The organism is Amycolatopsis sp. NPDC102389, assembly GCF_044765885.1.
Classification (GTDB): Bacteria; Actinomycetota; Actinomycetes; order Mycobacteriales; family Pseudonocardiaceae; genus Amycolatopsis.
On the sequence record NZ_JBIWKX010000057.1, the window covers coordinates 1 to 22,341 of the forward strand.

The following is a 22,341-nucleotide window of genomic DNA, read 5'->3' on the forward strand; positions in this document are numbered from 1 at the left end:
CCACCGGCGGGCGCGGGCTGGGGGGGGCTTTTTCGGGGGGGGGGGGGGGGGGGCGTTTTTCACACACCCCCCCCAACCACCACCCCCCCCCCCCCCCCACGCCCGCGCAAACCGTTCATATGGGTATCGACCGGACATTTGACCGCTCGAAAGTGTCCCCTGTGGGCACTCAAGACGCGGCCGGCTCTTGTGGTCAGTCCAGAGCTACGCAACGGAAGCCTTCTGCCTGCCTTGAAGCGATCGAAGAAGCCCTTCATCGGGGCAGGGGTGTGGTAGCGAAGAGGGGTCTTCGCTGAGCCGGTGCTGTCGCTGAAACCCATGGTCGGGATGCGTCGCGAAAGCCACTTTCGCGACGCCCGAGGTCCCGAAAGTGGCTTTCGCGACACGGCCTTCCCGCGGCCGCGAGCGAATCCCGCGACCAGACACCTTGCCTCGCCCTCAAGAACAGAGGGCTCGCTAGAACACGAATCGCCACGCGGGACCCTCGCGGTATTACGCGACCTCTTCCGTGTTCAGGGTGAAGTCGGCGGAAGTGACGCCCGCGTTCGCCATCACCTCTTCGGTCGTCTGCCCCATGAAGTGGATGATCGTTTCGTGATTCGTGGAGCGGACGACATCGTCCGCCCCCACGCGGTAGTACAGGTCCACGACGGTCGGGACGGGGGAGAGGCGGGGTGTCTCACCCCTGCGCAAAGTGCCGAGTATCCCCGGAATGTCATACCGCAGCTTGACCTCTTTGAGGACGTAGTACTCACCGCAGCGCACCGACACCCGTTGCGGCCGCGGATCGTCAGAATCCGCCGTCACCGGCTGAGTCAGCAGATCGAAATCGAAGATCGCCTGAAGCAGGGATCGATGGCCATCCGGCACCCGGGGAAGGATACTCTCCGTCCACCAAGCACGCAGCAGCTGCTTGGTCGCCTTGTCCGTGTAGAACAACGTGATCGCCGTTTCCAGATCGCCGGCGCCGCCGATGGTGGGCCTCGCCGCGACACGGAGGGGCTCGGCGGCGGGATTGTCGGTGGTGAGCAGCCATTCGTCGAAGTCGAGGAGTGCCTCGGATTGGGTTATCGAGGTCAGCCCGCGGAGCCCGACCCAAGTGTGGCGCAGTACGCACATCTCCGCCACGACCCGCGCCCAGTACAGGAAGCGTGCCATCTTCTGGTTCTGGGCGAAGGACACCGATCTGTTGGCGAGAACGTATTCGAAGTCGTCGTTGTCCCCGCGCACTGTCACCAGCCCGTGCAGCTCCTTCTTTTCGGTGTAATCGGTGTTGGGGAGCAGCAGCATCGGGTAGCAGGCGATGCGTGACACTTTCGCCGAAAGCCGGTCGTAGCCTGCCATGAAGGATTCGATCGTTTCGCCGGGAGCTCCCCAGATCAGCTCGGCGTAGCAGTCCAGCCCTTCGGCCGCCAGCCAGGCGACCAGTTCCTCCCAGTCGTTGACCTTCATGTTCCGCCGGTTCATCAGGTCGAGCGCGTCGTCGTCCAGAGTCTGGAGCGCCAGGGTGAACGAACTGCGCATGCCCGTCTCCTTCATGCGACGGACTATCCGGAAGAAGGTCTTGGACTTGTTCTTCGCCCAAGAGGCCTCTATCGCGCGGGGGAAACCATAACGCTCCCGGAGCTCGATGACGTCTTCGACGAACTGTTCGTCGCCGGGCAACATCCCGAAGTTGGCGTCGCAGAGGACGATTGTGTGCACCTCGAGTTTGGCGAACACTTCCAGTTCGGCGCGGAGGCGTTCCCGTGAGAACGCGCGCACCTTCTGGCCGGTCGCGCCTCCCCAGTAGCAGAACGCGCATTTGTAGGGGCAGCCGCGGTTCGTCTCCATGAGGGCGACGTCGTAACGGAAACGGCCGTTCCCGTCGGTGAGCTCGATCGCGCCGGTAAGGAAGGGTGACGGCACATCGTCGAGGTTCGTGATGCGTGGCCGGGCGTCGGTGCTGACGACGCTGCCTTGCCGGTCACGGTAGGTCAGCCCGGCGAGGTCGCCCAGGTCGTCGGGCTGCCGTCGGCCCAGGACCGCGTGCAGGAGCTCGGGAAAGACGAATTCTCCCTCGCCGTCGACGACCACGTCGACCGCGGGGAACATGCGGAAGGTCCGCTCGCCCTGGTGCGCGACGTGCGTGCCGCCGAAAATCACCCAACCCTGGGGATTGAGCTGCTTGAAGGTCTCGGCCAAGGCGCCGAACTGGCGGAAGTTCCAGCCGCATACCGAGAAGGCCAGGACATCCGGAACGGCGTCGCCGAAGAGGTCGTTCGCCATACCGGACGTCGTCACCCTCCCGCGATAGTTGCGGATGGAGACCGCGGTTTCCCGGTTGAGCCTCTCGTCCGCGAGAGCGGACGCCTTGAGGTATCCGCTCGCCAGGGGCATCGATTCCAGTTCCGAGTCCCAGACGCCTTGCTGCACGAGAACGACGGACAGCTTTCCGGACGCGTCCATGTCTTTCCCTTCTGACGAGCACATTTCGTTGGCGTCCGTCGCTGCGGGAGACGGCCGTCAGCCGACCTTCACGGACGGTTCCTGCCCAAAACGTATTCCAGTGGAATTTCCAGTGCGGTTCCGTCGCTCAGGCGATCGGTGGACGGCATCAGTGTCGTGCCGTGCTCCACTGTTTCGATCCCGGCCTTGTCGAGGATCTCGGCTATTTCGCCGTCGGCCAGATTGGCTCCGATCACATCGTAACTGATGTTCCGGCGCACCTTGGGAAGTGAATCCTCGCTTTGGTTCAGTCCTGCCTCGAACACCGGGCCCGCGGAGTGCGGCATTTCCAGGATGAGGATGTGTCCGGTGCTTCCGAGAAGCCGGGCCAGGTTGGCCGCCGCGGCGAGTTGTTCGTCCTTGGGGAAGACATGCAGTAGCGTTCGGACGTAGATGTTGCAATCGCCGAGTTCGTCGTGCAGTGTCGCCGTTGCCGGATCGCTCAGAATGTCGAACTGGCGGAATTCCAGGCCAGGGTGCCGGTGTGTCTCGCTGGCGGCCTCGACCGCGGATTCGGAGATCTCGAGGCCGAGGACCCGTTCGTATTTCCCGGTCAGGTGGGCCGTCTGCGTGCCGTTCCCGCACCCGATGTCGAGGACGGGCAGGGACTTTTCGAAATACGGTTCCATCCATGACATATGGGTGCCGACGTTGCTCGCCGCGGGGGTGTCCCAGACGGCGACGCCCTCTCCGGGTGGAAGTTCTCGCCAGTACCGGTCCCATTTCTTGAGACGTTCCGCTTCCCGGGTCTCGAAAACCGATGACATCATTGCCTCCTGCTGGTGTTGCTCTGGCTGTCGGTTGTGCTCAGACTCCGTTTTCCGGATAGCCGCGCTGGGGCCTGGACACCAGGCTGAGACTGGAGAGTGTGTCCTCGGGAAGGGTGAAGTTCTTGGTGGCGGCCGCGAGGGAATCTTGGAGCTGAGCCGAGTTCCGCGCGCCCACGAGTGCGACGGTCACCCACGGTTGTCGCCATAGCCAGGAAAGGGCGATGTCCACCATGCCGACACCCAGTGTGTCCGCCGCCTCGGCGACCGCCGCGACGATTCGCGTCGAGTGTTCGTCCAGGCGCTGACCGACATAGGCCTGGAAGGGTTTGCTCTTCAACCGTCGCTCCGGGACGCCGTTGCGGTACTTGCCCGTCAGTACCCCGCGGCCCAAGGACGCCCAGCAGAGAATCCCGAGGTTCTGATCCTGGACCGCGGGAACGACCTCGCGCTCGATACCCCGTTCCAGCAGGGAATACTCGACCTGCGTCGAAGCCAGCGGAGGCCGGCCCTGTGCCTTCTGGATCCCGGTCGCCTTCATCGTCTGCCAACCCGAGTAGTTGCAGATCCCCGCGTGGCGGACACGGCCGCTCGACACGGCGACGTCGATCGCCTCCATGGTCTCTTCCAGCGGGACCGTGGAGTCCCAAGCGTGCATTTGCCACAGGTCGAGATGGTCGGTGCCGAGCCTGCGCAATGAGGCGTCGAGTGCTTCGAGGAGATGCCGCTTCGAAGCGTCCGACCTCGGCCGCGGTCCTCCGTCCAGCACACCGACAGCTTTGCTCGCGAGCACGATGTCCTCCCGGGCGACGACACCGCCGAGCAACTTGCCGATCGTCTCTTCGGCCCGGCCGCCGGCGTAGACGTCGGCGGTGTCGAGGAAGTTCCCACCCGCCTCGATGAAAGCCTTCAGCTGTTCGGCCGCGGCCTCCTCGTCGGTCACTCCGCCCCAGGTCATCGTGCCAAGGCCGAGCCTCGATACGACGAGGTCGGTCGCGCCCAGCTCAAGTCGTTCCACAACGGATCACCTTTCGGAGCAAGCGAGTTCGGTGAGTACCACGGGCAAGGCCTGCAGGCGTCGCATGAACATGCCGGGACGCCAGACCACTTCGTCGGCCGGGACGGCGAGCCTGATTGAGAATCGGCTCAGCAATCGGGTCAACGCGGTTTCCATCTCCAGCCACCCCAGTTGGGCGCCGAGACAACGATGAGTACCTCGGCCGAATCCGAGATGTCCTCGTGCGTCGCGGGTTATGTCGAACTCGTCGGGGTTTTCGAACCAACGTGGGTCGCGGTTCGCCGCCGCGACGGACACGAGGATGAGTTCGTTGGCCGGGATCGTCGTGTCGCCGAGCTTCATCGGGCATTCGGAGTACCGGGGCGTGAGCATCCTGAACGGGCTCTCGTAGCGCAGGATCTCGTTGATGCAGCCGGTCAGCAAACCGGGATCTCCGGCGAGAGCGCTCAGTTGCGCGGGGTGCCGGAGCAGCGTGAACAGGCCATTCGAGAGCGCGCTTCCCGGTTCCATTCCCGCGATGAGCATCAACGTGACCATCGAGATCAGCTCGACGTCGTCGAGTGCACCGTTGCGGTGGTCTTCGACGAGCCCGCTGATCAGATCCGGCCCTGGGTCGAGTTTCTTCGCCGCGAGGAGGCTTTCCGAGAATCCGACGAGAGCCGCACCCGCTTCTTCGATCTGCGGGATGTCCGGGGCAGTCAGGATGTCGTTCTCCCAAGTGGGGAAATCCTCACGGCTTTCGGCCGGGACGCCGAGCAGATCGGCGATGATCGTCACGGCAAGCGGCCGGGTGAACTCCTCGATGAGGTCGATCGGCCTGCCCAGTGGAATGGCGTCCAGCAGGTCGGTCACCAAGCGCTCGACCTTGGGCTTCATCTGCTCGACTTTGGCCGAGGTGAAGGATTTCGCGAGCAGGCTTCGCAGACGGGTGTGGTCCGGCTCGTCGCGATCGAGCATGTTCCGCCTGATGGCGTGGGGTAGCCGCGGACGGCGCTCCGGGCGTACGAGGGACTGTTCCAGGATCTCCTTGCGTTTGACCACCAGGTCTTTCTTGAGACTGGAGTCGGCAAGGAGTGCGCGCGCGTCGTCGTAGCGGCCGACCACCCACATGCGCATGCCGTTGTTCTCGATGGGTGTCGCGGCCTCTGTTTCCCGTACTTTCGCGAGATCGTCGTAGGGATCCTGCATGAAGCGTCGGTTGATCAGCTTCACCAGGGCGGGAAAGACATCCGTGTGCTGCGTGTCCGGCATACGGACCTCACTTCGTTCGGACGCGCAGCGAGACGAGCCCACGCGTGATCACACTGGGATTCCATCGAGCCTCTTCACTCGGCTCGGCCGGCCGTAGCTCCGGGAATTTCCGTACCAGGGAACCGATCGCCGTCTGGACTTCCAACCGGCCGAGCGGCGCACCCAGGCAGTAGTGTCTGCCCCAGCCGAAGCCGAGGTGCTGCTTGGCGGTCCGGCCGACGTCGAGATCGTCGGCGTCCTCGAAGCGTTCCGGGTCACGGCCGGTGGACAGCAGCGAGAACAGGATCGGCTCGCCCGCGGGTATCGTGACACCGGAGAGGGTGATCGGTTCGTCCGCGCTCCGGTAGATGGCCAGCCCCAAAGGCGCCTCGAAGCGAAGAAATTCCTCGACGGCTGTCTCGATCAACTCCGGCCGGGCACGCAGGCGAGCGAGTTCCCGTGGGTGGGTCAGCAGGAGATGGATGCCGGTGCCGATCATGTTCGCGGGGCCCTCACGGCCCGCGATGAGCAGAAGGTTGATCATCGACGCGAGCTCTTCCCAGCTCAGTTCGTCGCTGTCGTGCGCCAGCACGAGCCTGCTGAGCAGATCGTCCTGGGGTTCCCGGCGTTTGTGGTCGATCAGCCGGCTGCCGAAATCGTGCATGTCGGCCGCCGGCCGCAAAAGTTCGTCGTCGTTGTTCTTCTTGAGGATCGTCGAAGCGATTTCGTTGCCCCACTGGTGGAACGGCTGGCTGTACTCCGCGGGAATGCCCAGCAGCGCAGCGGTGGCACGGGTGGCGAACACCCCTGCGTAGTCCGAGACGACGTCGACGATCTCTCGTGTCGCCAGCTCTTCCAGCAGTTGGTCGCAGATGCGTTGGAGTGTCCCCCGCATGGCGTTGGCCTTCTGCTGTGTGAATGCTTCGGCGATGACGGAGCGGAGACGGGTATGCACCGGCGGATCGACGTTCAGCATGTCGGTGGTGAGCGCCGATTCGACCTTCGACGGGAGCGCGGCGAACGGCCGCTGGATCTTCAGCCGCGTCTGATCGTTCGACAACCGTGAATCCGCGAGTCCTTGCCGGACGTCGTCGTACCGGGTGACCAGCCAAACCTGTTCACCACTCGGCATCACCACCTGCTGTACCGGTGCTTCCCGGCGGAGATGGTCGTAGGTGGGGTGGGGGTCGGACAGAAAAGCCGGGCTGAACGGCTGGACGGGACATCCGGAAGCCGCCCGGGTCATCTGTCCACACCAGACATCGCGACGTCGTCGAGTACGTCGGCGGCCCGCCGCACATCCTCGTGGAGAGGGCGGTCCGGATCGATCGGGGCGATCTCGTCGACCAGCCTGTCCATCACCTCGGCGCAGGCAGGGGCGGTCGGCCTGCGCGCACCGACATGGACCGCCTGGCGCAGGGCGAGGGCCAAGGAACCATGCAACAGCCGCAGCGACCGTACTTGATCGAAGGCGTTCAACGCGGCCTGTGTCCCGAACGGAACGATGTCCTGGTTGTGCAGGTTGGTGGGCAGACTCTGCAGCGAGGCAGGCATGGCCGTACGGCGCATGTCGGCGACGATCGCCGTCGTGGCGATCTGAACCCCCTGTACCCCGTGCTGTCGCCCGGGTTCGGTGGCCAATACCGGGGGAAGGCCACCGTTGCGGTGAGGGTCGACGAGGAGGTCGAGCTGGCGTTCGGCGAGGTTACCGGTCTGCACGACGGCCATGGTCATCGTGTCGGCGGCGAAAGCGACAGGCTGGCCGAAGAAGTTACCGCCGTGGAGAACGAGATCGTGCTCCGGGAAGAACAACGGGTTGTCGCTGATGCCGTTCAGGTCCTGCAGGATCACTTCCCGCGCTTGGCGCATGCTCGTCCGCACCGCGCCGAGGAGCTGAGGAACGCAACGGATGGTGTAGGGCTCTTGCAGCGGCCGGTCTCCGGTCGGCCGGGTGCCTGCCAGGTGTGCCCGCAGGTCAGCGGCCTCCTCGACGACTTCGGGATGCCCGAAGGCATCGAGGAGGTGGTGATGGCTGAAGTCGGTGCCGCACCCGAGTTGGTCGGCGAGCAGTGCGGTCAAGAGTCCGGCGATCCGGTGCGAGCGGGTGAACTGGGCCATGGCCAGTCCGGCCGCCGCGGCGGTCAGGGAGACGCCGTTCACCAGGCCCAGCGCGTCCCGGCCGTCGAGTTCGAGAGGCCGCAGGCCGCAGGATGCGAGCGCGTCACCCGCCTCCATCCGAACGCCACCGGCATAGGCGTGCCCCCGGCCTTTCAAGGCCTGTGTCATGTGTGCGAGCGGAACCAGGTCGCCACTGGCACCGACCGAACCGAGCCGGGGTACGGCTGGAGCGAAGCTCGTCCCCAGCATTTCCGCCAGAGCCTCGAGCACGGTCACCGAAACGCCCGACCGTCCCCGCGCGAGCGATGACAGCCGGGCGAGCACGGCCGCGCGGACGATGGACTCCGGCAGATCGGGACCTTGCCCCGCGGTGAGGTGGGAGAGCAGGTTCTCGCACTGGTCGGCGTCCGCGTCCCGTCCGGAAAAGCCGACCAACGGTCCGAAACCTGTTGTCGCACCGTAGACAGGACGCCCTTCGGCGAGGCACCGCATGACGAACTTCCGTCCCTCGTCCACCCGGTTCCTGGTGTCCGGGTCGAGCGTCACCTCGATGGCGCCGCCGGCGGCCTCGAGATCGGCCAGCGTGCGTGATTCGGCGACGGAAATGACGGGAACGTAAGGCGGCGTCTGGATCAAGGTCACGCTAGGCACATCCTCTCGGCACGGTCCTGTGCGGCTCGCGGATCTACCTGGTGCCGTGGCTCGATACACACCACGACCTTTTCGGCATCACCGAAATGAAGTGCTCGTTGGCTTTCGTCGGACCGGTGTGACGAACCGACCATCATGCTATGTAGATCACTCGGTGGCGACAACGGCCGTTCCGTCGGGTGGAACGACGGAGGAGGGCTTGTGGCACAAGGACGAACGTCCCGCGCGTGTCCACTTGGGACGAGTCACCGAGCTACCTCTTGGGCTTCTTCGTCCTCTACCAGTTCTGTGTACTGGTAGGCGGAAAGGTCGTTGGTGCCGAGGATATAAATGACGGGACGGCAGCTCTCGGCCAGACCGAGGAGGGTGACCATCCGAAACCGGGGCTCGTTCCCGCGCCGAGTACGACGGCGTCCTCGGCAAGGACCGGTCCCCAGGCGGAGGGTACGTGGGCGGGCCGCGCGCGCCTTACCCAGCGGTTGCCGCCTCCGAGGACCACTCCTGGCAGGGCGTGCCGGATCCGCATTTCCTTGGCGAGTTCCGCGAGAGCCAACTCGTCGTGCGCGGCGGTCAGGAGCACACGGAAGCGTGCCCCGGCGACCACCGGCTCCAGCTCCAGCTCCTTGACCAATCCGGTGAACAGCCCCGCGTACGGGTGGACGGCTCCGTCCTCACGCGCGCCACGGGAAGGGCGATGCCGTAGGTTCCCAGTCCCTTGGCCGCCCCTGGCGATCAGGAAACAGGCGTCGTGCAGCCGGAGTGCGGAGGCCGGAGCGGATTCCCGAGCCGGCCAGCCGTCCCACGGTTCCAGTGTCGCGAACACGCGCACGTGCCGGTAGGACCGCTCGGTCAACGTCGCGAGAAGCTCCTCGCCGTCGTCCACCCGTCGCCTGCCGAGCCGCCAGCCCGTGTCGTCGAACCGGAGTAAGGCCGCGTCATCCGGCAACCCCTCCGGCACTGACGCGCCATCACCGAGGACCACCGGCGTGTCTGCGGGGAACAGTGGCCCGGCCGGTAGCTCGGGCTTGCCTTTTCCGGTTGCCAGGACAGTTCGTACCGTTGCAGCACGGTCGAGGGCGTGGCAGGGAGACTGGCTCGCATTCGGGCCGTACGGCCATCCGACTCGAGGGTGACGACCTGTTCAGGCAGCTTGCCGGTCAGGACTTCGCGCAGTTCACGCGCCCCGTCGGCGCCGAGGAGATGCGGTGAAACGACGCCATCCGGGATGCTCGTGCCTACTCCAAAGCAATATGCGTCACGGTTCGTCACAGTGACAGGGCGAATGAGTGCCCCGTCCGGAGGACGCGCTTTGCCCCGAGAAGGTCATTCGGGAAGCATTTTCGGTCGAACGGGCACTCCGGCCATCGACGCCTGGTGTCCTACAAAATGGGAACTATGATGGAACGTAGTTCGCTTCGTCCGGAGATCGCGAGCTTGCGATACGTATTCGAGAGATGAAACTCCACGGTCGAGATCGTCAAGCGTAAACGCTTGGCGATCTCTCCGTTGCTCAACCCGGCTTGAGCGAGGTTCGCGACTTTACGTTCCCTCGAAGACACTCTCTGGGTGGCGTCGGCTGCCGTCCAGCGTCGCATCGCGTCGTCAGCGCGGAGTTCCCAGGCCTTGTTGCCTAGCGAAATCGCTGTTTCGCGGGAGTCTCTGAGGGCGGACTGGACCTCCTCGTGTCGTCCCTCGAGCTTCAGCTTCACCGCGAGTTCGTACTGGGCTTCCATCAAGGTGTTCCGCGCATTACTGCGGGCCAGCAGTTCGACCGCCTTCTTCAAGAGCTCGATGTCCCGGCCCCCGGTGGACACCAGGCCGACCGCCCGCAAGGCCGTACCGACCGCGCGGGCGGTACCCCATCGCCTCGCGTGGCTGAGCTCCTCCTCGGCAAGGGGGAGTGCGAGGGTCTCGCGTCCCGTCGCGGCGGCGCAGAGCGCCGCGCGTGACCGCCAAGGGATGACGGCGGGATTGGTGACCCCCCATTCGGCGAGCTCCCGGCCGCAGGCGATGAAGTCCTCGTAGGCCGACTCCGGCTGCCCGATCGCCCGTTTCAGGAGACCGCGCGCCGCCAGGACTTCGGCGCGATCGACGACGGCGTCCAGGTTGCCGCTGAAAGCGTGGGCGCGCATCAAATCGTCCGCGCGATCGAAATCGCCGAGATCGACCAGGGCTTCGATGGCCCAGGCCACCGCGACCTCGGTGAATTGATCCCCGACGCCGTCGGCGATGAGAGGAAGGAATAGCCGGACAGCGGTGACCGAGTCTCCGCTGAGAGTCGCGACGCGGGCTCGGAGCACTGTCAACGTGGACGAGGTCGCCCAACCCGCACGTGCCATGGCACGCTCGCAATAGTACTGGGCGCTGTCGCCGTCGTCGACGTAGACGAACGACAGAACAGAGTACCAGAAGCTGCCGACATCCCGCCAGTTGAACGACTTCAGGGCCCGGTGGGCCAGTTCGGCCGCTTCGAGCGGTTGGTTCCCGTGGTTCACCAGCAACATCGCTTGCGTCGCGCTCAGGCGCTCCGGCGGAACAGGATGCCCGTGCCGACCACTGGTCTGAGGTCCAGGCCGGGGACTGCCCGCCACGTAGACCAGGCCACCCAAGTCTGGTCCGACGATATCGGGGGCGCCGACCGAGAGGACTTGGCGCAAGGTGCTCAATGCGGCTTCGTCGGCCTCGGACCACCGGCCCAGCTTGCTCAACCGCGCCCGTTCCTTACGTGCGGCCTCGAGTGCTTCGAGCGCGGCCGCGGTGTCGTCCGGCTTGCCCCGTTCAGTCATGCCTTTCCCCGTCCCGCCTACCTGTTCGGTCGCCGATCGGCCCGGCCACGCCGGATCGAGTCGCGAAAAACGCCTTCGCGGGTCGTTTTTCCCCACCTGGGTGGGGGCCATCTTCGCTTATCGTACTTCGGCCGGCGCAGTTGGCCATCCTCCCCGGTGGGGCCTTGCCGCTTCCTGGGGCGGTCGTGAGTGGTGTTTCAGGCTGATGACGGTACGGTGAACGTGGTGTAAGCGGGAATCGGGAGCCTGGCATGTCCCCAATGTCGCATGGGAGACGGTCAGCGTCCCCGATGCCTCATGGGGGACATCAGGCCGCGGCGCGAGCCGACGGCGCACGCAACACGGCCGTGCTTCGAATGCCCACAAGAGACACTTTCCTGGTGGCTGAGTCACCCCTCTCGAAGTACATGATGGCCCCCTTCCTTTCGCCAGGCGCAAGGAAGGGGGCCATCATGTACTGGGGAAGGTGTGAAGGGCGGGTTCAGACCCGGCCCAGGACTTGCTCTTCCACGTTCTCGGTACTGTCACTGACGGCCGTGGCGTCAGCGGCGGCGGGGTTCGCGTCCTGCGGAGAACGAGGCCCGACCACGGCGAGGTCGTCCTTCCGTCGCCGAATGCCGGCCATCTTCGCCTGGTCGTCCGGCGACACGCGTGACCAGATGTACCGGTCCACCGCGGTGAGGTAGTCGTCGGCGGCGATCGGCGCGCGCAACAGTTCGGGTGAGAGGTTGAATCCCTCGACCAGCAGGGCGGAGAAGGGCACCAGGGCCTCGGCCGCCTCGTCGATGAGCCCGGGGATCCGCTTGAACTGCGCGGGAGTCAGCGCGCCCTCCGCGAGGTACCAGGCGGCTTCCCGGTTGATCTCGATCAAGCCGTACAGCGAGCACAACAGGCGCAGGGCCTCGCCGACACGCTCTTCCCGCGCGTCCGCCGCGGCGGCGGTGAACTGTTCCATCGCGATGCGCACGCCACGACTGCGGGCCATCGCCACCGCCGTGGTGATGTTGTCGTTCCACAGCGACGTGAAGGGGTCCTCTCCTTGATAGGAGGCCAATCCCCGCATGTTCTTGCGGAAGGTTTCCCGCAGGTGCGTCTCGCGGTACCGCATCAAGTCCAGCTGCAGCGAGCTGTCCGCCATGTCACCTTCGGCGGTCTCGGGGGGCTGTGGCAGGGGGACCCTGGGCGTCTGGTGCAGCAGCTCCAACGCGGTGGTGGCGATCCTGGGCAGTGCGTCGCCTTCCGCCGTCACGACACCCTGTGCCATACCGACGTAGTCGGCGATCCGGTTCACCGAGAACACGCCTTGGGCACCGAGTCGTTCACGGCAGGTATGGATGACCTCGGACATCTCCCAGCTCGTCAGTGCTTTGACGATGTTGACGAGGGAGGTCACGTCGCCGGCGTCCGCACCATGGGTTTCGGCGAAGCGCCGCTTGGTGTGGTTCACCAGGACGGTCATCGCGTAGACCTTCGCCAGCGCGCCGAGCACCGCGACCTGATGCGTGCGGTATCCCATGATCGGCATTTCGCGACCGTGGCCCGGTGCGGCCGTCTGACGGTTGAGCGAATACGTGACGCTGATGTAGGTACTCGCCCTGCCCGCTGCGACGATGGACGCGGCGAGGCTGACGCGGCCGGGATTCACCCTGTCCAGTGCCTCGGTCAACCGCCTGCGGCGGCTGCGGATGTCGCTGTGGAAGGTGCCGTCGAGGGCCAGGCGTCCCATCTTCCCGGACAGCAGGTTCCGGTGCGGCAGCCGGACGTGATCGAACCAGGTGGTCCCGTTGTCGAGGGCGAGACCGGGATTCTCCGGGCAGGGCGCGGCGTGCACGCCGCGCAGCAGTCCTTTGTGGTCACTGAGAGGAACGATGAAGGGGAAGATGCCATGGTCGGTCCCGGCCACCTTCAGCCGGGCCATGACGATGGCGATCTTGGGGATGTTCCGGATCCCCGTGTACGGCATGAACTTCTGTGCTCCGGCGTGCGGGGTGTTGAGCACGAACTCCTCGGTGGCGGGGTCGTACACCGCCTCCGTGGCGAGGTTCGCGACGTTGTTCCCGTAGCCGAGTTCCGTGACCATCAGCATACCGACCGAGGACATGGTGCTGAGCTCTTCGATGTAGTCCGCCAGATCCGTGCGGCCCGCACCGTGCTGCAGGATCGCGCCGAGGCACAGGTTGTAGTGACTGTTCAGAAGAGCGGTCGTCGTGGTGTCCAGCAGGCTGGACCACTCGGTCGCCGCGAACATCCGCATCGGATCGGCGACCAGATCGACCGCGGAGCCCAAACCGCGTTGCATGCGGAATGTCCGGTCGTAGGACAAGCGACCGGCTTCGTGTTTGGTCAGGTTTTCCCTGGGGTCGAATACCGGGTCCTTCAACACAGTGCGCAGGGCGCGGTGAATCCTGTCGAACTCGCCGTCGTAGACGATCCGGGCAAGGTCCTCCTGGCAGCGGTCGGTGGGCGTGTTCTTCGGCGTTGCTGCGGTCATACGGTTTTCCTTGTCAAGAGGCGAGGACGAGTACGGCGTTCGCGCCGCCGAACCCGAAGGAATTGCTCATGGCGACCCGGTACGCGCCACCGCGAGGCGAGCCGACCAGGTCGAGATCGATCTCGGGGTCCGGGTTGACGAGGTTGGCGGTGGGGGGCACCACGCCATGTTCGAGCGCCAGGACCGAGTAGATGGCCTCGATCGCCCCGGCCGCGCCCAGGGTGTGACCGATCGCCCCCTTCGTCGAGCTCACCGCGGGCCCGGTTCCGAAGATCCGGTTGATCGTCGACGCCTCCACCGAGTCGTTGAGTCGTGTCGACGTGCCGTGGGCATTGATGTACTCGACATCGGAGGCCGCCACGTCGCCGTCCGCGAGCGCCGTGCGGATCGCCTGCTCGGCACCTCCCCCCTGGGGATGCGGGGAGGTGACGTGATGTGCGTCCGCCGACGCCCCGTATCCGATGACCTTTCCCCGTACCCGCGCTCCGCGAGCGCGGGCGTGGTCTTCGGTCTCCAGCACGACCATGCCCGCGCCCTCCGCGATGACGAACCCGTCACGATCGGCGTCGAAGGGACGCGAGGCGGTGCGAGGATCCGACCTCCTCGTCGACAGAGCGTTCATCTTCGCGAACGCCGCCACGGTCATGGGCGTGACGCCCGCGTCGGCGCCTCCCGCGACGACCACGTCGGCCGCGCCGGAGCGCAGAAGGTCCCTCGCCACGCCGATCGCCGTCGCACCGGACGCGCAGGCGGTCGACACGGTCAGATTGGGACCGCGGGCGCCGAGTTCGATCGCGAGCTGACCCGCGGCCATGTTGATCAGGAACATCGGCAGGGTCAGCGCGGACACCTTGCCCGCGCCCTTTTCCCGCATGGCCGAATGCTGTGATTCGAGGGTCGACATCCCACCCAAACCCGTTCCGACGACCACACCCACGCGAGCGCCGTTCCAGTCATCGGTGACCAGCCCCGCGTCTTCGACCGCTTGCCGAGCCGCCGCGATCGACAGCATCTGCACCCGATCCATCCGCCACGATTGTTTCGGACCGACCACGGCGACCGGGTCGAAACCGGGCACCCGGCACGAGAAATCGACGGGCAGGTCCGCCAATTCCGGGTCGGGCGCCGCGACGGACTCGCCCTTCAACACGTAGTTCCAGCTTTCGCTAACGCCGATACCGGCAGGGGTCACGAGGCCGATGCCGGTCACTGCCGCCGCGAAAGGTGGAGTCATACAGTCGCCGCCTGCGCCTCGAGCAGATCGATCAGCTCACCGAGGTTCTCCAGCTCGAAGAATTTGTCGGCGTCGAGTTCGAAGCCGAAACTCTCGGAAAGAACCTCGCTGAACTCGACCTGTGCCAGTGAGTCCAGGTCCATCTGGTCGAAGGTCGCCTCCCGTGAAACGGCCCCTGGCTCGACGCCGAAGGCTTTGGTCAGCATTGCTTCGACGCGTTCGTAAACCGTCATGGCGATCTCCTTCGTTTTCTTTATTTGCTTACCCACTCGGGAACCGGTCACAGGGGAGCTTCGGCCGAAAGGGCGGGCCACACCAACGTGGTCCCTCCCCAGGAAAGACCCGCGCCGAAGGCGCTCAGCAGGACGCGGTCCCCGGATCGGAGCTCGCCCTGCGAAGCGGCATCGGTGAGGGCGAGCGGGATGGAGGCGGCCAGGGTGTTCCCCACCCGGTCGATGTTGACGAAAAGTCGTTCTTCCGGAACCTCGAGGCGTTTGGCGACGGCGGTGAGGATGCGCAAGTTGGCTTGGTGGCCGACGAAACGATCCACTGTGTCCACTGGCCAGCCGGCGAGTTCCAGAGCCGTACGGGAAGCCTCCGTCATACGTGCGACGGCGTGCTGGTAGAGATTTCTGCCCGCCATCTGCAAATACCAGGAGGAGGTCTCCAGTTCGCGCCCGAGGCCGCTCGCCGACCTTTGGCGAGATCCCCCTGAAGGGATGTAGAGCAGGTCCGCGAGAGACCCATCGGTGCCCAGGGTCACCGGGCCGATCGCACCCGGCTCGTCCGCGGTTCCCGCGCGCAATACCACAGCACCGGCACCGTCCCCGAAAATCACGGCCGTGCCACGGTCTTCCGGATCGACGAGCGTGGAGAACGCTTCGGCGCCGATCAACAGGACGGATTCCGCGATCCCCGAGGCGATGAGCCCCTGACAGGTGCCGAGACCGAACAGGAACCCGCTGCAAGCGGACGTCAGGTCGAAAGCCGGCACGACCCCCAGGCCGAGGCGGTGAGCCACTTCGGGAGCACCCGCGGGGCAGATCCGATCCGGCGACGTGGTGGCAAGGACCACCGCGTCGACCGCGGCCGCCCCGGCGGACTTCAAGGCCTTTTGCCCCGCCGTCACCGCGAGGTCGACGGTGGACTCACCATCGCTGACCATCCGCCGCTCCTCGATACCGGTGCGGGAGGTGATCCACTCGGACGAGGTGTCCAGTCGCGTCGAGAAGTCAGCGTTCGTGACCGTTTTCGACGGCACGCACGCACCGACACCGGCAAGTACGGCCGCAGGGGCGCCGTTCCCGGCCCGAACTGTCATCGAATGTCCTCGGTTCTTGTGTCGCATCCGCGCGCAAACGAACTGGGCAAGTCGAGCGTCGTGGGAAAGGGATCCCGGAGAACTCCGCGCAGCCCAGTTCGTGGATCAAGGAACTACCGGCTGTGACTTCGTTCACTCCGTCAGGTTAGGCACACCAGCGGCCGCCGGAGCCCGTCCTTGTCCTTTGAGGGCAGTCAACCTGGCAGTAATTCCCTGGTTCCGGCTCGGCGGGGTGCCGGAGGCCTACCGTTGACAAACTTGTGCCCGCAGCATCGGTGGCCGGGCTCTTGACCAGGGAGAGGAGCGCCGCCGGGACGACGCGGCGACGACGCGATCTTCGCGGCGTGTCCCGTCCATGGCCTTGCACCCGTGTTCAGGGACACCACCGGCCCTCCAGGTCCGAAAGGGAGGGCTTTCCCTCACGGGGGCGGCGGCGGGGCATGGCGCAAGAGGCGATTCTGTCCGACATGTTGCCCGAAGGTCCCCTGCGCGGCCTTAATCCCGTGTTCTTGCTCGAAGATCTGCCCATCTTTGAATGAAGATTTCGTTGAGCCCTTTTTGGTGTGCTCAAGTCCCGGACTTGGGTGCCGGGACAGGTGATGGACGAGAAAGGGAGCTGGAACGTGGGCCAAAACGTCATCATGGTCACGCAGACGCCTGGGCACGGTTACCGGCGCATCGGTGACGCGGTGGCCGGTGCGCCCGAAGGCGCTCTGATCGTGGTGGCTCCCGGCCGGTACAGCGAGAACCTCGTGTTGTCCAGGCCGGTGACCATCACCGCCGAGGACGGGATCGGGACGGTGACGGTCCTGACCGGCTCGGGGGTCGCGGTCTCGGTGGCCACGTCGTCCGCAGCCTTGTCGGGTATCTCGGTCGTGTCCACGGACAAGGACAATCCCGCCGTTTTCGTGGCGCAGGGGCAGTTGAGCCTGACGGAGTGTTCCTTGGAGGGGACAGGGTGGTCTTCGGTCTTCGCGTCCGGTGACGGCAAGGTCCTGATGCGCGATTGCGAGGTCCGCAACGGTGTCGGGGCCGGCGTCGTGGTCACCGCCAGCGACGGGGGAGTGCTCGAGTCCTGCCGGTTCACCGACTTGGGGACCTCCGCGGTGGTCGTCGCCGACGATGGCGCGCTGATGATGCGTTCCTGCACTGTCGACAAGGCCGCGGGCAACGGCATCTGCCTCAACGGCCGCGGTGCGCTGACCGTCGAAGACACGACCATCACCGGCACGGGTAAGCCCGCGGTCGCCGTCGAGCAGCAAGCGGCGATGAAGGCCAGGCGATTGTCCGTCTCCGCCGGAGACGGGATCGGGTTCTACCTGGCCAGCACCGGCAACGTCGTCCTCGACGACTGCTCTGTCGAGCGCGTCGGCGCCGAGGGCATCTTCGTGGGCGAGGGCTGCAAGCCGGAACTGCGCGGCTGCCGAGTCCGGGCCACCGGCTTCCGTGGGGTGCATTTCGCCGCCCGCTCGGGCGGCAAGTTCACCAACTGCGAGGTCGCGGAGGTGGACGGGATCGGCGTCCACGTGACCGAGCGCTCCACGCCGGAGTTCGATCAGCTCTCGGTCGCCGGGAGCAAGCGCTCCGGCGTACGGGTGTCCGAAGCCGCTGATCCGTTCTTCCGCCGGTTGCGGGTGCTCGGCTCGGACGGCGCCGGAATCGAGGTCGACGAGGGCGGCCGCGGCACGATGGAGAACGTCGAGATCGAGGGCGGTGAAGTGGGGCTGCGCGTGCTCGGCGGCTCCCGGATGACGGCGAGCGGGCTGAGCGTTCGGAACACCCGGGCCGCGGGGGTCGAGGTCGTCGACGCCGCGCTGGCGCTGGCGGACAGCGCGATCACCGGGTCAGGTGGGGACGGCATCCACGCCGGCGCCGGCGCCAACCTGTCGGTCGCCCGTAGCCGCGTACACAGCAGCGGCGGTATGGGCTGCGAGTTCGCCGAAGGCGCGTCGGGCAGCGTCACCGATTCCGAGTTCTCCGGCGGCAGGGCCGATGGCATCCGGCTCGAGACGAGGGAGGCCGTGCGGGTCTCCTCGTGCACCGTGCGGGACAACCATGGCAGTGGCGTGCGGCAGACACGGCCCGGCACTTCGATCGAAGTGATCGACCTGATCACCAGCGGAAACCTTCGGCCTGACGCTTTCGGGACGTCTGCCTCGGCCGAGGCGGCGAGCCCCGCGCCCGCCGTCGCGCCCGCCCGTCCCGCGGCTGCCAAAGATCCGTTGGTGGAAATGCAGGCGCTCGTCGGGCTGGACGGAGTCAAACGTGAGGTGACGTCGCTGATCAACCTCAACAAGATGGCCAAGCGGCGGCAGGACGCGGGGTTGTCGGCTCCGCCGATGGCCCGCCACCTGGTGTTCGCGGGCGCTCCGGGCACCGGCAAGACCACGGTCGCGCGCCTCTACGGGCAGGTGCTCGCTCAGCTCGGTGTGCTGCGCGAGGGGCATCTGGTCGAGGTGGCCAGGGCCGATCTGGTCGCGCAGATCATCGGTGGCACGGCGATCAAGACCACAGAGGCCTTCACCACCGCACTCGGCGGCGTCCTGTTCATCGACGAGGCGTACACCTTGAGCTCCGGTTCGGGAGGCAACGGGCCGGACTTCGGTCGCGAGGCCATCGACACGCTGGTCAAACTGATGGAAGACCACCGCGACGACGTCGTCGTGATCGCCGCCGGCTACTCGAACGAGATGGCGAGATTCCTCGAATCCAACCCCGGTATGGAGTCGAGGTTCAGCCGCACGATCGAGTTCGCCAACTACACGGCGGACGAACTCGTCACCATCGTCCGGACCCAGTGCGCCAAGCACGACTACCGCCTCGACGAAAAGGCGGCGGGCAACCTGCTCGACTACTTCGAAGCGATTCCGAAGGACGGCACCTTCGGTAACGGCCGCACCGCGCGGCGGGTGTTCGAGCGGATGACCGACAGGCAGGCATCCCGTCTCGCGGAGTCCCAAGAGGTGACCGCGGCCGACCTGACACTGCTGACGGCGGACGACCTCGAAATCGGTGTGCGATGACCAGCACGCTCGAGGGATCGGTTTCGTCCATTCGCACTGCCCGAGCAGGAGGCAAGATGAACCGCGACACCGTGGATCAACGAGCCGGTGACTTCCTAGTCGAACGGCGCGGTGCCCACGTGCTGATCCGCCGGATCGGTGAAGCCGACACTCAAGCCGGCCTCATCGGCTGGCCGGAACCCGTCGACGGTCACGTTTTCGTCCTGGTTTCCCCAGGCGCGGCGAAAGATGGCTCGCTCATCACCGCGTTGCCCGCCCTGTTGCACCGCTCCGTGGTGACGAAGGACGTCGATGCCGTGCGGATCGCCTTGCCGGGACTCGGCCGGGATCCCTTCGTCCCGCAGGCTTTGGCCGACGCGCTCGACATCGAAATCTTCGCCCCGGACGGCGCCTTCATCGCCGAACCGGGGGCACTCCTTTACGCGGGCCACGGGACCGGCGGCACCGGATGGCTGCGGTTCCGTCCGGGAGTGCCCGCTTGTCCCGATGGACGACGGTATCCGGTTCCCGCCTGGGAAGCCGCGGTGCCGGCCACGCCGTTCGGCGTGCCGGGCGCGATCGTCGAACCAGTGCCGGCCGCGATTCTCGAACCGGTGCCTGCCGGTCTGCTGGTACGGCGTCCGGACTCACCTCCGGCGGCTCTCGGCGACGTGGCCTTTTCGGTGCCCGCCGACTCGTCCGTCGCCAAGATCGTCGTCGGAGGGGAAGGTGCCGCGCCGGCCGCCGGGCTCGTGTCCACAGTGGTCGGCCGGCTCCCGCTCGTATCGACGAGGTTGGTCTCGCTGTCCACGACGACCAGTGCCCACGCCTGGCTGAGCGAGTTCGCGAAGTCGCTCAGCCGGAACGTCGTCGTCGAAATCTCCCCTACGGACGTGAAGAAGCGCTATCGGCCGTTCGTGACGAAACTGCTACAGCGCGCGGACGGAGGCCAGCAGGTACTCGAAGCCGTTGTCCCGCCCCGGGGATGGCAGCGGCGCGACGCCTTCGGATATCGGCGCGGGCTGGTCATGGCCGACGTCGTCCCGTCAGGGCTCGCGCTGCGGACCGGAGCCGGTGATTCCGTGGCCTCGGCGGCGCCGTTCGACCCCGAAGGGTGGACGCTGTACCTCGGAACGCCCGGTGAGCCGATCGGGCCGGAGCTGCTTTCCGGCGCGGAGGCGCTGCTCGGCGAACTCGCCCCGGAAACCCGCAAGGTCGCCCGTCTCGAGTTGCTGGGCTTGCTCGACGACAAGACGCGGAACCTGATCGATCGCACGCCGGCCATCGCCACCCGGCCGGGTCCCCCTGCCGGAACCAAACGAGCCGAACCGGTTCAGCGCCGGGAGGAACAAGCCAGGCCCTCCACTCCGGTGGCGGCACCCCAGGCAGGCGCGGGGAAAGCGGCTCGCCCGGTCGCCGAGACATCGAGTCCGCAGGGCGCGCCCGTCATGCCGGCCGCGTTGATGGTGTCTTCGGCACCGGTACCGACGGTGTCCGGCTCGGCGTTCGCCGCCACCGCGCACGAGGCGGTCGCGGAAGCTCCGCAGATGCCACCGGCTCCGGCAGTCCCGATGTCCGTTACGCGGCAAGAAGCACCGGCCGAGGCGGAACAGAAAGAACTCCCCGAAGCCGCGAGCGTTGCCGACGCCCGCTCGGAGGACACCGCTCCGGCTCCCATGCCGGTGGTGGAGGAGACCCGCACGGAGGTCTTGGCCCACGCCGCGGCCGGCGCGCGAGAGCCGGTCGCACCGGCCGAGTCCCGGGTGATGCCGGGGACCGCGCTCGTCGTCGCCGACCGCGCCAGTACGACGGCTGAGCAAACTCGGTTCAGCGCCGCGGCAGGGGACGAGTACGGCGAAGCGCTCGCCACGGTGAACGCCGCTTTGGCGACCTGGCCGTCCATGCGTGGCCAGACTGATTCCGGGGTCAAGGCCGACTACGTCGCGGTCTGCCTCTACCTGGGCCGTGGCCGCGGCGGTTTCGCAGACCTGAACACCGCCGTGCGCGGCGGAGTCGCGGGGGAGATCGACGGACAGGTCAGCTGTCTCGCCTCGGGGCTGCGGCGGCTGCCCACCCACCGGCGTGCGGTGCTCCGACAGAGCAAGGACGCACAAGGGCTCGAAGGCACGATCGCACCGGGATCGATCTTGACCGAGCCGGGATTCCTCGTCGGCAGCATGGATCTCGATGTGACCGTTCCGGACGCGGATCTCGATGTCCTCATCTGGCCCGCGTCCGCGCGCCGTACGTCGGAGCTGTTGATCGGGCAGCCGGTGAACGAGGTCGTTTTCTTCGCGGGAGCGCGGTTCAAGGCTTTGGCCCTCCGGGCGACCGAGCCGGTCGACGGCGAGCCGAGCGACGAACCGGCCGCGCCCCGGGTGGCGGCACTGTTCCGGGAACTCGCGCCGGACGAAACCGTTGCGGCTTCCGGTGAACTGGACGAACACGATCTGGCCGTGCTGGCGAAGCTCGACCGGGCGCTCGAGCGCAGGCGTCGCGGTGCGTTGCGGTTGATCGAAGAGCCCGGCCTGCTGGGCCGTATGACGAGTTCCCTCTACGAGTGGCGCGAAGATGTGTCGTCTTCGTCCGCCAAGGGGCAGACAGTAACGCTGGCTTCATAACAGGTCCGGCCAAAAGTTGTTCGCGACGTGACATTGCTTTTTCGAAAGGATGAGAACGATGGCGGAAGAGTTTCGTCTGGATACCACGGGAATGCGGGAGATGGTGGCCAGGCTTCGTTCTGGTAACACCGATTTCGCGGCCGCGGTGTCGGCGTTGAACCAGACTTTGAACAGGTATGACGGGTGCTGGGGTGATGACAAGGCTGGAAAGAAGTTCGCCGAGGGGTATGTGAAGAACGCGAATGATGTCCGGGAAGGGCTGGGTGAGCTGTCCAACGGAGTGGTCGACCTGTCCGACGGGGTGACCACGACGGTGACTGATTTCGGCGATCTGGACGAGGCGAACGCGAAGACCTTCGATCACCGGTTGGCCGAGGCTTTGCAGCAGCAGAAGGATGCCAAGGATTAATTGATGCGGTAGGCGTGGGTTTGTGTTCTGTGTTGCCGTGACTTTTCTGCGAAAGGGGGTGGGTGGTGTTCGAGTCTGGTGATGGTCCTGCGAAGCCGCCCAAGGCCCTGCAGAATTTTCTGAAGGTCATGGTGGGGATGGAGTGGCCTGAGGGCAATGTCCGGAGTATGCGGGCTATGTCGCAGGCGTGGGCGGATTTTGTTCCG

At 66.1% G+C, this 22,341-nt stretch carries 15 protein-coding genes; 3 read left to right on the forward strand and 12 right to left on the reverse strand.

Features of this window, described 5'->3' with window-relative positions:
- Positions 1 to 492 precede the first annotated feature (492 nt).
- The 12 genes from ACIRGA_RS33120 to ACIRGA_RS33175 form a co-directional block, all read right to left on the reverse strand.
- Positions 493 to 2,448, reverse strand: coding sequence for a KedN5 family methylcobalamin-dependent radical SAM C-methyltransferase (locus ACIRGA_RS33120; RefSeq protein WP_400948675.1), 1,956 nt, complete (start codon positions 2,446 to 2,448; stop codon positions 493 to 495).
- A 68-nt stretch (positions 2,449 to 2,516) separates the two neighbouring features.
- Positions 2,517 to 3,254 (reverse strand): class I SAM-dependent methyltransferase, encoded by a 738-nt coding sequence (locus tag ACIRGA_RS33125; RefSeq protein ID WP_400948677.1) that lies wholly within the window; start codon positions 3,252 to 3,254, stop codon positions 2,517 to 2,519.
- Positions 3,255 to 3,294: 40 nt separating this feature from the next.
- Positions 3,295 to 4,272 (reverse strand): aldo/keto reductase, encoded by a 978-nt coding sequence (locus ACIRGA_RS33130; RefSeq protein WP_400948680.1) that lies wholly within the window; start codon positions 4,270 to 4,272, stop codon positions 3,295 to 3,297.
- A gap of 6 nt (positions 4,273 to 4,278) precedes the next feature.
- Entirely contained in the window at positions 4,279 to 5,523 is a 1,245-nt protein-coding gene (locus tag ACIRGA_RS33135; protein WP_400948682.1) for a cytochrome P450, read from the reverse strand.
- A 7-nt stretch (positions 5,524 to 5,530) separates the two neighbouring features.
- Positions 5,531 to 6,748 carry a cytochrome P450 gene (locus ACIRGA_RS33140; RefSeq protein WP_400948685.1) on the reverse strand — a complete coding sequence of 406 codons (1,218 nt, stop codon included), beginning with the start codon at positions 6,746 to 6,748 and terminating at the stop codon, positions 5,531 to 5,533.
- Positions 6,745 to 8,262: an aromatic amino acid ammonia-lyase gene (locus ACIRGA_RS33145; protein WP_400948687.1), complete on the reverse strand. Its 1,518-nt coding sequence runs from the start codon at positions 8,260 to 8,262 to the stop codon at positions 6,745 to 6,747. The genes ACIRGA_RS33140 and ACIRGA_RS33145 overlap by 4 nt, the downstream gene beginning before the upstream one ends.
- 286 nt (positions 8,263 to 8,548) lie before the next feature.
- Positions 8,549 to 9,229 (reverse strand): hypothetical protein, encoded by a 681-nt coding sequence (locus ACIRGA_RS33150; RefSeq protein ID WP_400948689.1) that lies wholly within the window; start codon positions 9,227 to 9,229, stop codon positions 8,549 to 8,551.
- Between the two features lie 421 nt (positions 9,230 to 9,650).
- Positions 9,651 to 11,168, reverse strand: a complete 1,518-nt coding sequence (locus tag ACIRGA_RS33155) for a response regulator transcription factor (protein ID WP_400948692.1) — start codon at positions 11,166 to 11,168, stop codon at positions 9,651 to 9,653.
- 370 nt (positions 11,169 to 11,538) lie between these two features.
- Positions 11,539 to 13,548 (reverse strand): acyl-CoA dehydrogenase, encoded by a 2,010-nt coding sequence (locus tag ACIRGA_RS33160; RefSeq protein ID WP_400948694.1) that lies wholly within the window; start codon positions 13,546 to 13,548, stop codon positions 11,539 to 11,541.
- A gap of 13 nt (positions 13,549 to 13,561) precedes the next feature.
- Positions 13,562 to 14,782, reverse strand: a complete 1,221-nt coding sequence (fabF, locus tag ACIRGA_RS33165; RefSeq protein ID WP_400948696.1) for a beta-ketoacyl-ACP synthase II — start codon at positions 14,780 to 14,782, stop codon at positions 13,562 to 13,564.
- The gene (locus tag ACIRGA_RS33170) at positions 14,779 to 15,015 is read right to left on the reverse strand and encodes an acyl carrier protein (RefSeq protein WP_400948701.1); all 237 of its coding nucleotides are present in this window, start codon (positions 15,013 to 15,015) and stop codon (positions 14,779 to 14,781) included. Before ACIRGA_RS33170 ends, fabF begins: the two co-directional genes overlap by 4 nt.
- Positions 15,016 to 15,062: 47 nt before the next feature.
- Positions 15,063 to 16,103: a beta-ketoacyl-ACP synthase III gene (locus ACIRGA_RS33175; protein WP_400948704.1), complete on the reverse strand. Its 1,041-nt coding sequence runs from the start codon at positions 16,101 to 16,103 to the stop codon at positions 15,063 to 15,065.
- A 623-nt stretch (positions 16,104 to 16,726) separates the two neighbouring features.
- Between ACIRGA_RS33175 and ACIRGA_RS33180 the strand changes: the two genes are divergently transcribed.
- From ACIRGA_RS33180 to ACIRGA_RS33190, 3 genes are read left to right on the forward strand one after another with little or no spacing between them, the layout of a single operon-like run.
- Positions 16,727 to 19,126 (forward strand): right-handed parallel beta-helix repeat-containing protein, encoded by a 2,400-nt coding sequence (locus ACIRGA_RS33180; RefSeq protein WP_400948707.1) that lies wholly within the window; start codon positions 16,727 to 16,729, stop codon positions 19,124 to 19,126.
- A gap of 56 nt (positions 19,127 to 19,182) precedes the next feature.
- Positions 19,183 to 21,726, forward strand: a complete 2,544-nt coding sequence (locus tag ACIRGA_RS33185; protein ID WP_400948710.1) for a hypothetical protein — start codon at positions 19,183 to 19,185, stop codon at positions 21,724 to 21,726.
- Between the two features lie 58 nt (positions 21,727 to 21,784).
- Positions 21,785 to 22,135 (forward strand): WXG100 family type VII secretion target, encoded by a 351-nt coding sequence (locus ACIRGA_RS33190; RefSeq protein ID WP_400948714.1) that lies wholly within the window; start codon positions 21,785 to 21,787, stop codon positions 22,133 to 22,135.
- The last annotated feature ends 206 nt before the right edge of the window (positions 22,136 to 22,341 follow it).